At 56.9% G+C, this 13,657-nt stretch carries 10 protein-coding genes; 6 read left to right on the plus strand and 4 right to left on the minus strand.

The window, feature by feature from the left end:
- Positions 1-79: 79 nt before the first annotated feature.
- The 5 genes from FE839_RS01780 to FE839_RS01800 are packed head-to-tail and all read left to right on the plus strand — an operon-like array spanning position 80 to position 7,086.
- The gene (locus tag FE839_RS01780; RefSeq protein WP_138358528.1) at positions 80-1,669 is read left to right on the plus strand and encodes an ABC transporter substrate-binding protein; all 1,590 of its coding nucleotides are present in this window, start codon (positions 80-82) and stop codon (positions 1,667-1,669) included.
- Entirely contained in the window at positions 1,669-2,622 is a 954-nt protein-coding gene (locus tag FE839_RS01785) for an ABC transporter permease (RefSeq protein WP_138358530.1), read from the plus strand. Before FE839_RS01780 ends, FE839_RS01785 begins: the two co-directional genes overlap by 1 nt.
- On the plus strand, positions 2,619-3,449 hold the full coding sequence (locus FE839_RS01790; protein ID WP_138358532.1) for an ABC transporter permease: 831 nt from the start codon (positions 2,619-2,621) through the stop codon (positions 3,447-3,449). The genes FE839_RS01785 and FE839_RS01790 overlap by 4 nt, the downstream gene beginning before the upstream one ends.
- On the plus strand, positions 3,446-5,071 hold the full coding sequence (locus FE839_RS01795; RefSeq protein ID WP_138358534.1) for an ABC transporter ATP-binding protein: 1,626 nt from the start codon (positions 3,446-3,448) through the stop codon (positions 5,069-5,071). Before FE839_RS01790 ends, FE839_RS01795 begins: the two co-directional genes overlap by 4 nt.
- Positions 5,068-7,086 (plus strand): CocE/NonD family hydrolase, encoded by a 2,019-nt coding sequence (locus FE839_RS01800; protein ID WP_138358536.1) that lies wholly within the window; start codon positions 5,068-5,070, stop codon positions 7,084-7,086. The genes FE839_RS01795 and FE839_RS01800 overlap by 4 nt, the downstream gene beginning before the upstream one ends.
- 262 nt (positions 7,087-7,348) lie before the next feature.
- Here the strand turns inward: FE839_RS01800 and FE839_RS01805 are convergent, their stop codons facing one another.
- Positions 7,349-8,800, minus strand: coding sequence for a carotenoid oxygenase family protein (locus FE839_RS01805; RefSeq protein WP_138358538.1), 1,452 nt, complete (start codon positions 8,798-8,800; stop codon positions 7,349-7,351).
- Positions 8,801-8,843: 43 nt separating this feature from the next.
- The gene (locus tag FE839_RS01810) at positions 8,844-10,310 is read right to left on the minus strand and encodes an aldehyde dehydrogenase family protein (RefSeq protein ID WP_138358540.1); all 1,467 of its coding nucleotides are present in this window, start codon (positions 10,308-10,310) and stop codon (positions 8,844-8,846) included.
- A gap of 438 nt (positions 10,311-10,748) precedes the next feature.
- Here FE839_RS01810 and FE839_RS01815 point away from each other — a divergent pair, with 438 nt between their 5' ends.
- Positions 10,749-11,357, plus strand: a complete 609-nt coding sequence (locus FE839_RS01815; protein ID WP_138358542.1) for a TetR/AcrR family transcriptional regulator — start codon at positions 10,749-10,751, stop codon at positions 11,355-11,357.
- A gap of 140 nt (positions 11,358-11,497) precedes the next feature.
- Here FE839_RS01815 and FE839_RS01820 read toward each other — a convergent pair whose 3' ends face one another.
- Positions 11,498-12,412, minus strand: coding sequence for a LysR family transcriptional regulator (locus FE839_RS01820; protein WP_138358544.1), 915 nt, complete (start codon positions 12,410-12,412; stop codon positions 11,498-11,500).
- Positions 12,413-12,415: 3 nt separating this feature from the next.
- Entirely contained in the window at positions 12,416-13,480 is a 1,065-nt protein-coding gene (locus tag FE839_RS01825) for a dipeptidase (RefSeq protein ID WP_138358546.1), read from the minus strand.
- Between the last annotated feature and the right edge of the window lie 177 nt (positions 13,481-13,657).

Raw genomic sequence — 13,657 nt, forward strand, 5'->3', positions numbered from 1 at the left:
TGATATAAATCATAATTGCGACACTCCACGATGCAGAGGAGATGCGTAAAGCAGACTGATAACTCACGGAGAAAAATAAATGAAAGAGAGTCACTCCCATTGGCAGGAATTATTTCAACAGGGGCGTCTGAGCCGCCGGTCTTTTATCACCGGCGCCGCAGCACTGGGGATTGGTAGTTCGTTTTCTCTTTCTCCTCTGAATGTTTTTGCCGCCGATGCCGTTCCAAAAAAAGGCGGCACGCTGAAACTGGGGATGTCCGGCGGGAATACCAGCGATACGCTGGACCCACGTCTGTTTACCGACTGGGTGCCTTTAAACCAGGCTTATATGCTGATGAATGGCCTGGTGGAAATTGATGAACATAACCAGGCGGTGCCGGAACTGCTGGAAAGCTGGGAAGCCAAACCGGGCGCGAAAGAGTGGGTGTTTAAAGTACGTAAAGATGTGACATTCCATAATGGTAAAACACTCGATGCGGATGACATTCTCTGGTCTATCAATTTACACCGTGGCGACCAGTCGCGCAGCGCCATTAAAACGCAACTGGACAGCATTGTTAACCTGGTGAAATCCGCACCGGACGAAATTACGCTCACCCTGGATAGCGGCAATGCCGACTTGCCTTATCTGCTGGCGGATTACCACCTGCTGGTGGTGCCCAATGGTTTTAATGATTGGTCGCACCCGATTGGCACCGGCCCGTTTGTGTTCGGCCAGTACCAGCCAGGGGTACGTTCGTTATTCCAGCGCAACCCCCATTACTGGAAGCCGAACCGCGCGTTTGTCGACGCGGTGGAAGTGCTGGTCATCAACGACGCCACCGCGCGAACCAATGCGTTGATCTCAGGCCAGGTGCACGCCATCAACCGTGTGGACTTCAAAACAGTCGATTTCCTCAAACGTAGCCCTGCGTTGAATATCGTGCGCTCGTCCGGCGGGCAGCATTTCACCTTCCTGATGGATTGCCGCACCCCGACATTCAGCAACAATGATGTGCGTCTGGCGATTAAGTACGGCATCGATCGCGAAAAAATTCTGTCAACCATCCTGCGCGGCTACGGCCAGTTGGGCAACGATCACCCCATTCCGAAAACCGATCGTTTCTTTAATCACGCGCTGGAACAACGGGTGTACGACCCGGACAAAGCACGTTTCCACCTGAAAAAAGCCGGAATGGATAGTCTGGCCGTGGAGCTGTCTTCATCGGATGCGGCATTTGCCGGGGCGCTGGATGCGGCGGCTCTGTTCCAGGATCAGGCGAAAAAAGGAGGGATTCAGGTCAGCATCAAACGCCAGCCCGCGGACAGCTACTGGGACGATGTCTGGATGAAAGCGCCATTCTGTATGGGGTACTGGGGTGGGCGGCCTACCGCCGACCAGATGTTCTCCACCGCCTGGCAATCCACGGCGAAGTGGAACGACACCCACTGGAAAAATGAAAAATTCGACGCATTGCTGCTCCAGGCGCGCTCGTTGCTGGATGACCGCAAACGCGCGGAAATTTATGGTGAGCTACAAAGCATTGCCCGTGACGACGGAGGGGCGATGATCCCCCTGTTTGGTGATTATCTGGATGCCGCCAGCAAGAAGGTCGGCGGTATCGCACCGCATCCATTGTTTAACTTTATGGGTGGCCACCTTGCGGAACGGGTCTGGCTGGAGGCGTGATGAAAAAGCTGATAATCCAGCGTTTGTTGCTGGGGATCGTAACCTTGTGGCTGGTATCAATGCTGATTTTCCTCGGCACCGAATTATTGCCGGGAGATATCGCCAGCGCGTTGTTGGGGCAAAACGGTACCCCGGAAACCATCGCGGCGCTCCGCAGCCAGTTAGGGCTGGATCAACCCGCCGCATGGCGTTACCTCCAGTGGCTGGGCGGGGTGTTGCACGGCGATTTGGGGGTGTCACTGGCGAATAATGAGCCTGTCAGCGCAGTGTTACTGCCGCGTCTGGAGAATACCCTGTTCCTGGCCGGGTATGCGGCGGTGGTGGCTATCCCGTTAGCTATGGTGCTGGGGATAGCCTCGGCTATCTGGCGCGATTCCTGGTTTGATCGTCTGGCTAATAATCTGACGTTGCTGAGTATTTCGGTACCGGAGTTTTTTGTCGGCTACCTGCTGGTGATGTTCTTTGCTATCCATTTCGCGTGGTTTCCCAGCCTGGCGACAGTCGCCCCAGGAGTGAGCTTCGGCCAGCGTTTGTACACCTGCACATTGCCGATGCTCACGCTGGTACTGGTGGTGCTGGCGCATATGCTGCGCATGACGCGAGCGTCGGTCGGGGCGGTCATGTCCAGCAGCTATATCGAAACCGCGTTGCTCAAAGGGCTGCCCAAATGGCGCATTGTTCTCAGCCATGCCTTGCCCAATGCGCTGGCGCCCATTATTAACGTTATCGCGTTTAACCTGGCTTATTTGATAGTAGGGGTCATTTTGGTGGAAGTGGTGTTTGTCTACCCGGGGGTGGGTCAGTACATGGTGGATGCCGTTACCCGGCGCGACCTGCCGGTAGTGCAGGCGTGTGGACTGATTTTCGGCGGCACCTATATTATCCTGAATATGCTGGCAGATTTGTTGGCTATCTGGTGTAACCCTCGTTTACGTCACGCGAGGTCTTCATGAACAGAGTGAGACAATGGCGTATACCGCTGTCGGCTATGCTGGGGTTGGCGATTATTGGCGTGAACCTGGTCGCCGCGTTGTTCGCGCCCTGGATCGCGCCGCACAGTGAAACCGCGCAGGTGGGTGATGTCTGGATGCAGTCGGCGGCGGGTTTGCCGTTTGGCACGGACAGCCTGGGGCGCGATATGCTTTCCCGCCTGTTGTTTGGCGCGCGCACCACTATTTCTATCGCGCTGATCATCACATTTTGCTCGTTTCTGCTGGGGATTATCACCGGTTTTACGGCCGCGATTTATGGCCGTTGGGTGGATGTCTTGCTGACGCGTATCGTCGATACCCTGATGTCTATTCCGGTGCTTATCCTGGCGTTGATTGTGTTGTCGGTGCTCGGCACCTCCATTCCGGTCCTGGTGGCGACCATCGCCTTGCTGGACGCGACCCGTGTGTTCCGCCTGGCGCGCCTGGTTGCCCAGGACATTGTGTGCCAGGAATATGTCGAAGTCGCTCGCCTGCGCGGGGAGGGGATTGGCTGGGTACTGCGTAAAGAGATCCTGCCCAACGCGATTCCCCCGTTACTGGCGGAGTTCGGCATGCGTTTTTGCTTTACGTTTTTGTTTATCGCGGGCTTGAGCTTCCTGGGACTGGGCATTCAACCGCCTTATGCCGACTGGGGCAGTATGGTGCGCGACAACGCGCAGGCGATTAACTTCGGCCTGTTGGCGCCCCTTTATCCGGCGGCGGCTATCGCGTTGCTGACCATTGGCGTAAATCTGGTCGTGGACTGGCTGTTAACCCGCCAGCACCTTTCTGTCGGGGGGGAATTATGACGCAACCTGTTCTTGAGATGCGCCAGTTGCGTATCGAAACGTACGAAGGCTTACCGCTGGTGCAGGACATTTCCCTGACGCTGCTTCCTGGCGAGGTTCTGGGGCTAATTGGCGAATCTGGCGCGGGGAAATCCACCATCGGCCTCGCGGCGTTGGGATACGCGCGCCCCGGTTGCCGGTTCGGCGGTGGGGAAGTCTGTATCAATGGCACCGATCTGCTGGGGCTGTCTTCCGCGCAAAAACGCGATTTTCGCGGCAAACGCGTGGCTTATGTAGCGCAGAGCGCGGCGGCGGCATTTAATCCCTCGCTTACCATTGGCCAGCAGGTATGCGAAGGACCGGTACGCCATAAGCTGATGAGCAAAGAGGCGGCCCGGCAATGGGCGGTGACCTTGTTCCGGGCGCTGGATCTCCCGGACCCGGAATATATTGGCAAACGTTATCCGCACCAGCTTTCCGGCGGGCAGCTCCAGCGCGCGATGGCGGCGATGGCGATGTCCTGCAAGCCCGATCTGTTGGTGATGGATGAACCGACCACCGCGCTGGACGTGACCACCCAGATTGAGGTACTGGTGATGCTGCGCAAACTGGTGCGTGAATTCCACACGGCGGCGCTGTATATCACCCATGACCTGGCGGTGGTGGCGCAAATCGCCGACCGCATTATGGTGTTGCGTCAGGGGCGGGAGGTGGAGTGTGGCACGGCCGGGCAAATCCTCCAGCAACCCCAGGAAGCCTACACACGCCAGTTGGTGAGTGAACGCACCCACCCGCTGGCGCCAGCCCAGGCGCAAACATCAGACCCGCAACCACTGCTGGCGCTGGAGCGGCTCAGTACCAGCTACAGCGGTAAAATCGTGGTGCATGACGTTTCCCTGAGCCTGACTCGGGGCGCGACGCTGGCGGTTATTGGTGAATCCGGTAGCGGCAAAAGCACCCTGGCCCGCGCATTGTGCGGCTTAAATAATGAAACTCAGGGCAAGGTGCGCTTTCAGGGGGCCACGCTGGCGAATCACTACAAACAGCGCGATAAAGAAACGCTGCGCCGTATCCAGATGATTTATCAGTTGCCGGATATCGCGCTGAACCCGCGCCAGACGGTGCTGGAGATAATCGGCCGCCCGCTGGTGTTTTATTTCGGGTTCGACAAAAAACAGGTGCGCGTCAGGGTCGGGGAACTGCTGCGCCTGACGGAGTTGCCGGAAACCTTACTGGAACGCACGCCAGGCGCGTTATCCGGTGGCCAGAAACAACGCGTCTGTATTGCCCGTGCGCTGGCCGCCAACCCGGATCTGATCATTTGTGATGAAGTGACCTCGGCGCTGGACCCGCTGGTGGCGGAAGAGGTGCTGAATCTGTTGCGCCGCTTACAGGAGCAACTGGGGCTGTCCTATCTGTTTATCACCCACGACCTGAGCACCGTAAAACGCATCGCTCACCAGGTCGCCGTGATGTATCAGGGCAACATCGTCGCGCAGGGCGCGACCAGCGATGTCTTTAGCGCGCCGATGCACACTTACACTGAAAAACTGCTGACCTCGGTGCCTGAAATGCGCACCACCTGGCTGGATGATGTGCTGGGGAAGCGGGGCGGCAATAATTTACTGGCAGGCGCGTCATGAAAAAAATCCTTACCCACTTCCCTTATTCGGTCACAGTCAGTGAACACGTGTGGATCCCGCTGGCCGATGGCACCCGGCTGGCCGCGCGGATGTGGCTCCCCGACAGCCCACAACCCGTGGCGGCGATTCTGGAATATATCCCGTACCGCAAACGGGATGGTACCCGTACCCGCGATGAACCCATGCACGGGTATTTCGCGGGCCATGGGTACGCCGTGTTGCGCGTGGATATGCGCGGTAGCGGCGAATCCGATGGTTTACTGGCTGATGAATATCTGCTTCAGGAGCAGGAAGACGCACTGGAAGTTATCGACTGGATAAGCCGCCAGCCCTGGTGCAGCGGGGCGGTGGGCATGATGGGCAAATCCTGGGGCGGGTTTAATTGCCTGCAACTGGCGGCACGTCGCCCGCCGGCGCTGAAAGCGATCATTACGGTGTGCTCCACGGATGACCGTTATAACGACGATATCCACTACAAAGGCGGTTGCCTGCTGAACGACAACCTGTGGTGGGGCGGGATCATGCTGGCCTACCAGAGCCGACCCCAGGACCCGGCGCTGGTGGGTGATAGCTGGTTCGATGCCTGGCGTGAGCGCCTGGAGAACATGCCTTTTTTCCCGGCGTTGTGGATGGAACACCCGCACAAAGACGCCTACTGGCGACATGGTTCCGTCGGGGAGGACTGGGCGGCGATTCAGTGCCCGGTCCTGGCGGTCGGTGGCTGGGCGGATTCCTACAGCAATGCGGTGTTTCGTTTGATGGATAATCTGACGGTGCCGCGTCGGGCGATAATCGGTCCCTGGGCCCATATCTATCCGCAGGACGGTACGCCCGCGCCAGCAATAGGTTTCCTTCAGGAAGCGGTGCGCTGGTGGAATCACTGGTTGAAGGGGGAAGACAACGACGCACTGGCAGGGCCGCGCCTCCAGGTCTGGCTGAATGACAGCCAGCCGCCTGCCGCCAGTCGCCCGACGGCGAGTGGCACATGGGTCGCCGTGGATTGCGACACCGCCGATGCCGCGCGTCAGATGGCCTGGTATCCCGCACATGGCCGCCTCGCGCTTCAGCCCGACGCACAGGCAGGCTGGCAGGCGATATGTTCCCCGCAAAGCCACGGACTGATGGGCGGCGAGTGGATGGGGGCGGGCGTTCTGGGGGAAAGCCCGCCGGACCAGCGTATCGACGACGGCCAGGCGACCTGTTTTGAGAGCGCACCGCTGGATGCTCCCCTGACTATTTATGGCTTCCCGCGTTTTCGGGTGGCGCTGCAGAGCGATAAACCGGCGGCCATGTTGTATGTCCGGTTGTCGGATGTCGCCCCGGACGGGGCGGTGACACGCATCACTCATGGTTGGGTCAATCTCTGTCATCATCAGGGGCAACACCAGGCGCAGGCATTAACGCCCGGGGAAACCATTGATGTTGAGGTGCAGTTAGATGGCATCGCCTGGCGGTTTGCCCCCGGACACCGGGTGCGTATCGCGCTGGCGACCACCTTCTGGCCTATGGTCTGGCCCATGCCGGAGGCGGCGACGCTGACGCTGGATCTCGCGCGGGCGGTGTTGCATCTGCCGGTGTGCGATAGTCTGGCTACGATCCCTGGCCCCAACCCGCATCCGGAAACGGCGCCGGATACTCCGCTGACGGTGTTAAGTCCAGGCCGGGTGGATCGCGAGTTGCATTATGATGTGGTGACGGATAGCTGGATCTGCGTCACGCAGGGCGTAGGTGGGGTATTCGGGGAAGGGGTGTATCGCTTTGATGATATCGACACCACGGTAGATCACAGCCTGCGCCGCGAGCTGACTATCTGCAACCAGGATCCATTGTCGGCCTGCTACCAGCTTACCCAGACGATGAAGATTGGCCGGGAAGGCTGGTGGACGCAGGCGGATGTCGCGTTGACGCTACGCGGCGACAAAGACGACTACCTGATTAGCGGGGAAATGACGGTCACGCACAACGATCAATCTGTCTGGCATCGTTGCTGGGAACAGCGCATTCCTCGTCAGTAATTAGCCGCTCTCCCGGTGGGATTTCCCGCGGGGAGAGCGGAAAAATTTTTTTAACTCAACGAGTTAATGTGTGGATTTTCGTTTTGTTTCCCACTCCCGGCGTTTTTCGCTGATCCGCCAACGGATACCTGCCAGCACCTTTGACCGGGTTTACCGGATGATTCTCCGACAAACCCGGAAGGTACGGACGGTCAATCCCCCGTATCGTTAAACGACGGGGTCAGGCCCGTTTGTTTATCATGGCTGCGTATTCCGCCAGGGGTTAGTCTCCGGACCAGTTACCATGTAGCGACATGCGTAAACGGAAGGGAATTTTGACTCTGGCCAGCGGACCCTGTACCCAGTGCGCAGTATCCATAATAAGTAGCTCAGAGGTGTGCGCCCGAAGGTCGTTCATGACGCACACAACCCATCCATCACCTTCTGGCGCATCTTTGCTGCGCGGGATAAAGGCTGGCTCCTGGAAACACTGCGCATCGCCTGGATACCACATTTCACTTTTCCCGGTGACAACATCAATACGCGCTAACTGGTTGAAAAACTGGAACGGAAGGGCGCCCAGCGTTGCCGAATCAAAGGGCAACTGCGGATCGTAGGCGAGCGTAAAACCATAACGATAAGGTTTGCCGTTATAGCGTTCGTCACAGCGTGGGAATTCGCAGGGGAAGGGCGTGGCCGTCAACAGTTGCGGCACAACATCATGGTCTTCGGCGTCCAGGTCGAATGTCCAGCGCATCAAGGCGGCTTTCAGGGATTCCGGCGGTGGGACGGCGCCATCGGCCTGAGGGAAAAAATAGAAGACGTTGCCGTTTGTGACCGGCATATCGACAAAAATTTTATTGCCCTCTTCATAAGCATTGAGCGTATGCCCCTGAAAGCCATTCACCGGCCCATAAAACCAGCGTATATCTTGCGCCGAGCCGTTACGCGGCAGGACACCGAAAAGCTGCGGCAGGTCAGGTTGCCACTGGAAGTGTTGCCCGCCTTTGCGCATGCGTTCAAGATCTGCTGTCAACGGGATAATCGGGAAAATGACGTAATTTTGCGTGACGGCAAAGTCGTGGATCATGGCGGCATAGGGGGCCTGGAACCAGATTTCCCTGGTCAGCTCCCCGGTATCGCTGATTTCGAAATAGGCGATGTCCGGCGTGGCGTCGCCTTTGGCTTCATACGCAAAGCAGAGAAGCGCATCGTTATCCGGGTCCCGTTTGGGGTGTGCGGTAAAGGTTGCGGATTTAATCTGCCCGTTGAAATCCCATTCACCGATTGTTTCCAGTGTATCGGGGTTCAACGCCCAGGGCAGCGAGTCTTCCTTCATGGACAGCAGAATACCATTGTGTGTAATCACTGTGGTATTCGCCGTTGTATTATTCGAGGCCGCCAGGGGATCGTTGGTGTAGACGTTGCGATAAACCCCATTCAGGGAACGATGTTCGCGGCGTTGTGCTTTCAGGCGCTCGGTTTCGACATAGCGTCGTTTCAGGCTGACTTTCCCGCCTGTAAAGCGAAATGCGCTGACAATACCATCGCCGTTGAAGAAGATATCGTTGCCAAGCATGGGAGGATATTGCGGATCGGGAGCTACCTGATAGAAGGTGCCGTTGATGGCCTCCGGGATAGTGCCCTCCACCTCAAGGTCGACAATGCTGGCTTCCACGCGACTGGGTTTGTAAAGACCGGTGAATTCGGGTGTATCTGGAAATTGCAGGCTCATATATTACGCTCCATTAATCATGGTTATGGGTTTCGCGTCATGTTCAGAATGGGTAAGAAAGGCGCGAGTTCTGTACGCTTATCCAGTGTTCTGTCGTAAATTCGGCGATCATCCAGTCACCGTTAAAGCGGCCCAGACCGCTGTTTTTTTCTCCGCCGAACATGCAGTAGGGATCGTCGTTAGGCGAAATGTCGTTTATGTGCGTCATTCCCGCTTCTATCTGCCGGGCAAAGCGCATGCCGCGCCCTTCATCCCGGGTGAACACCGCACTGGACAGGCCAAATTCAGTTTCGTTGGCTAATGTCAGCGCATGTGCTTCGTTGTCGGCCTTAATGAGCGGGGCTATCGGGGCGAATTGCTCGGATTGCGCCAGATCGGCGTGGTTTGGTACATCAATGAAAACGTGCGGCGGCAGAAGACAGCCATCGGCCTCGCCGCCCAGCGCCAGCGCGATCCCAGCCTGACGGGCGGACTGAATACGCGATAACGCGGCGTTTAGTTGTTTGTGGTTGATCAACGGGCCGATCACGGTGTCCGGCTCGTTTGGATCGCCGACTTTAAGCTGGCGCGCCCGTTCCACAAAAGCTTCCGTGAATCGTGGGTAGATGCTGGCATCGATAATAATGCGATTGCTGCTCATACAAATTTGCCCCTGGTGCAAAAAACGTCCGACGATGGCACCATCAACCGCCAGAGCGATATCCGCATCGTCCAGCACGACGCAGGGCGCATTGCCGCCCAGTTCCAGTCCGACATGCTTGAGCGTCGGCCCCGTCGCCGCCAGTTTGCCAATATGCCTGCCGACCCGCGTGGACCCTGTAAAGGAAATCAGACGAGGGACGGGATGGAGCGTGAAGGCGTCGCCAATCTCCTGCACATCGCCAATGACGACATTCAGTACACCCGTAGGCAAACCCGCCTGTTCGTAAATGCTGGCCAGCAACAGGCCGCCCGTTACCGGGGTATCTTCGGCAGGTTTGAGCACAACGGCGTTCCCCAAGGCCAGCGCTGGCGCGACGGAACGGTTTGACAGGTGCAACGGAAAATTCCAGGGGCTAATGACGCCGATAACACCCAGTGGGGAACGGTAGATTCGATTTTCCCTGCCAGGCACATCGCTGGGCGGTATGATGCCTTGTACACGCCCCGGCAACATCGCGGCGGCGAAGGTGCAGTCGCGCGCGGATGCATATTCGATTTCGGCTTTGATTCGGGTACTGCCGGATTCCGCAATTAGCCAGTCGACGATTTCGTCATGACGCTGCTCCATGATGTGCACGACGTTAAGCAGCACGGCGCTACGGTGGGCGACACTCGTCCCGGCCCAGGCTTTTTGTGCGATGGCGGCACTGCGATAGGCCTCGTCAAGATCGGCCTGGCTGGCCTGGGCTATTTCGGTCAGCACTGATTGATTAAAAGGATTGATGTCAATGAGTGGGGTGCCCGATGCGCCGGGACGCCAGTTTCCATTAATGTATTGGCCAGTGTAAGCATGTTGGTGTGTGTTCATGATGAACTCCGGTTGCAGGTGAGATAGCGATGAACCAGCCGTGCTGCCAGCATTGTGTGCAGGCCGTTGTCAGTTTTCTGGCGGTTAAACGCGCGTTTGTTATTGTGAGTGTGAAACTGGATAGCAGTGCGCTGCCCCGGACGTAGATAGCAAGCCCTGACCTGATGAACTGCGCATCCTGGCTAAGTTGTGGCGCAATCCATCGCAGCAACAGGCAATCCACCAACGTGTCGGCCGATGGCTTGAAGGGTTGATTTTTTCTCACAGCACTCCTCCGTCGCGTGGTGGTGTAGTGGACAGGTACCGGGGCCCGGTCTGGCAATGCACAGGCCGTCTCCAAAAGATAAATGAACGACTCCGTTTACTTTATTCACAGTATAGATAAAAGATCAACATTTCTGTACCATGTCGTTCACAAATGAGGGAGCAGAAAACACAATGCGTAAAAAAACAGAAGCTCGCCGCCTGCAATTTGTCATGGCTGCCGGGAAATTATTTGTCACTCAGGGATTTGCCTCGGTCACCATGGAAGCGATCGCTGCGGAGGCATCCAGTTCCAAAGTGACGCTGTACAACTACTTCTCATCCAGGGAAGCGCTGTTCGAGGCCTATATCATCGAGGCGGGTAAAGGCTGGGTGGAGCGTTTGCTGGATGCGCCAAAGACAAGCCAGAGTCTGTCTGACACCTTGCATCATCTGGGGATGGCTTATCTGGATTTGGTCACTAAAGCAGATATCGTGGCGCTCAACCGGCTGATCATCGGCGAGGCGGGGCGTTTTCCGGAGCTGGCAAATTTGTTTTATCAATTAGGGCCGAAAAAAACGTTGTTGCATATTGGCGAGGTCATCAGCGGGCTTATGGAGAAAAAGTTGCTGCGTCAGGGAGACACGCGGGCATTATCTCTGCATTTTAAAGCGCTATGTGAGGCGGGGATTGTCGAACGGATTATGTGGGGTCTGGATCCTGTTCCAGCCGATACGGCCCAACTGGAATCAGCAGTCAGCACCGCGACCGCGGCGTTTATTCAACTTTATGCGCAGCCTTAGGGCCGTCGCGTCAGGTATTGCGTATTGGTAATGAAAACAGGAAGCTAAATCTCCCGTTATGGCGGAATTCTCTGTCGTCACGCGGATAATGAAGTGCAATAGCCTGTGGCTAACGGCACACATTCGATACCCGTAAACCCCTACGGTTTAACCGTAAAAAACTGGGATTCACATTGCCGCGCAATCTCCCACAACTTATTACGGATCACCTGCTTCAGCTGCAGGGTCGATTGTGACTGAGGTCGGTCGCGTCGGCTGAGCAGCATCACCTCGAACGGCAGCGGCTGTGCTACGGGTAACAGCTTCAGTTGATCGGCATAGCGACAGGCGGTGAACAGATCGACAATCCCCACGCCACCGCCCGCCAGTACCATGTCGGCAATCACCGAGTAGGTTTTTATCGATAGCGAAACCCCAGGATTTAACCCTTTATCGCGCAACGCGCGATGCAGCACGCGTCCCAGCGGGTCCTGGTTTTGCATCATCAGCAGGTTATTAGCGCACAGCCATTCGAGGGTGACCGGTTCGTTGTGCGGGTGAGCCAGCGGTAACAACGCCACCATCGAAGATTGGAATAAAGGTTCCGCCAGCAGGTTTGCATCCGCCTGCTGACCAAACACCAGCGCGAAATCGAGCTGGTTGTCGAGAATGCCGCGGCACAGGGTGCTGAAGTGTTCGGTGACCAGTTCTACGCTGACCGACGCAGCCTGCTGACGCCAGGTCACCAGCGCCGGGGCCAGCACCATCTGGCCAAAAGCGTGCGCGGCGCCGACGCGTACCGTCTGCCCTTCGCCGTGCCGCAGTTGCTCCGTTAACTGGGTAATGGCTTGTAAACGTTGATACAGATCTTCCACTTCCGGCAGCAGACGCCGCCCTTCCGCGGTGACAATCATCCCCTGGGTACGCCGTTCAAACAGCGCAAAACCAAGCTGCTGCTCGGCATGATTCAACACCCGGCTGACATTTGGCTGCGACACATTCAGCAGGCGTGCCGCACCGCTGATGCTACCGGTCTGCACTATGGCCTGAAACACTTCAATATGCCGCAATCGCATGGTTTATTCGCCCCAGGTGGCGTCGAGCACACGCAACCAGTTACCGTAACAAATCTTCTCCAGCAGGTTTTGCGTATAACCGCGTGCTGCCAGTGCCTCCACTACCTTCGGGAAACCGGCTACGTCTTTTATATCGCCGGGCATTGTCGCGCCATCGAGGTCGGAGCCAAAGCCGACGCCATCTTCACCGACTTTCTCCAGCAGGTATTCGACATGACGTACGATAGCCTCCACGGTGGTAGGGGCGTGGCGATCGCCATCTTCACGCAGGAACGGTACGGCAAAGTTCACGCCAACAAAACCCCGGGTTTCGGCAATCGCCGCCAGTTGACGGTCGGTAAGGTTACGCGACTGGGCGCTCAATGCATGCGCATTGGAGTGGCTTGCCACCAGCGGCGCATTGCTGATGTCCGCCGTCTGCCAGAAGCCTTTTTCATCCATATGCGACAGATCCACCATGATGCGGCGTTGGTTACAGTCGCGTACCAGCTGCTTACCCGCTGGGGTCAGGCCATTGCCGATATCCGGCGAGGAGGGATAACGAAACGGCACACCTTCGCCAAACTGGTTCGGGCGGCTCCACAGCGGCCCAAGGGTGCGCAACCCGCTGGCGTAGAGAATGTCCAGCAGCTCGCCGTGCGTATCCAGCGCTTCCGCCCCTTCAATGTGCATTACCGTCGCCAGCACCCCTTTCGCCATGCACTCACGAATCTCCCGCACGCTGTGGCAAATCTTTACCTGACCGTTTGACGCCTGCTCAATACGCAGCAATAACGCAAGCATAGAGAAGGTCGCATCGCGTGCACTGCTGATAATTTCCTGAGGAAAATCTGAGAGATCTGGCGTACTTCTTGCAACTGACGGATGTGACGGCACCCAGGTGGCAAAAATTCCACCGGCCATATTCCCCTGGCGGATGCGGGGAAAGTCCATCTGGCCTGATGCACTGCCGTTGAAAAAGACCTTCACCGCATCGGGTTGATGGTGTTGCCACAGTTTGTTCAGGACATCGTTGTGACCATCAAAAACCGGAATGGCAATCTGCTTGGCGTTAGGTGAGTCAGACATGTTGTATCCGTTGCTTATTCAGGGGAAAGCGTAAAGCTGCCAGTTAGTAGGGCAGGATGCACCAAAACAGGGCGAGCGGCCGCACATGAAACAAAAGGTTAATGCCTGTTATTAATCCCCCCGCACGGCGGGAATGTCAAGACAAAAAAACAGCAAATGATATTTTTTTATTATAAT

The sequence above is a fragment of the Klebsiella indica genome (assembly GCF_005860775.1).
Classification (GTDB): domain Bacteria; phylum Pseudomonadota; class Gammaproteobacteria; order Enterobacterales; family Enterobacteriaceae; genus Klebsiella; species Klebsiella indica.

Bases quoted from the DNA above. Each gene is read 5' to 3' on its own strand.
- FE839_RS01780 (WP_138358528.1), top strand. From the start codon at position 80: ATGAAAGAGAGTCACTCCCATTGGCAGGAATTATTTCAACAGGGGCGT.
- FE839_RS01785 (WP_138358530.1), top strand. From the start codon at position 1,669: ATGAAAAAGCTGATAATCCAGCGTTTGTTGCTGGGGATCGTAACCTTG.
- FE839_RS01790 (WP_138358532.1), top strand. From the start codon at position 2,619: ATGAACAGAGTGAGACAATGGCGTATACCGCTGTCGGCTATGCTGGGG.
- FE839_RS01795 (WP_138358534.1), top strand. From the start codon at position 3,446: ATGACGCAACCTGTTCTTGAGATGCGCCAGTTGCGTATCGAAACGTAC.
- FE839_RS01800 (WP_138358536.1), top strand. From the start codon at position 5,068: ATGAAAAAAATCCTTACCCACTTCCCTTATTCGGTCACAGTCAGTGAA.
- FE839_RS01805 (WP_138358538.1), bottom strand. From the start codon at position 8,800: ATGAGCCTGCAATTTCCAGATACACCCGAATTCACCGGTCTTTACAAA.
- FE839_RS01810 (WP_138358540.1), bottom strand. From the start codon at position 10,310: ATGAACACACACCAACATGCTTACACTGGCCAATACATTAATGGAAAC.
- FE839_RS01815 (WP_138358542.1), top strand. From the start codon at position 10,749: ATGCGTAAAAAAACAGAAGCTCGCCGCCTGCAATTTGTCATGGCTGCC.
- FE839_RS01820 (WP_138358544.1), bottom strand. From the start codon at position 12,412: ATGCGATTGCGGCATATTGAAGTGTTTCAGGCCATAGTGCAGACCGGT.
- FE839_RS01825 (WP_138358546.1), bottom strand. From the start codon at position 13,480: ATGTCTGACTCACCTAACGCCAAGCAGATTGCCATTCCGGTTTTTGAT.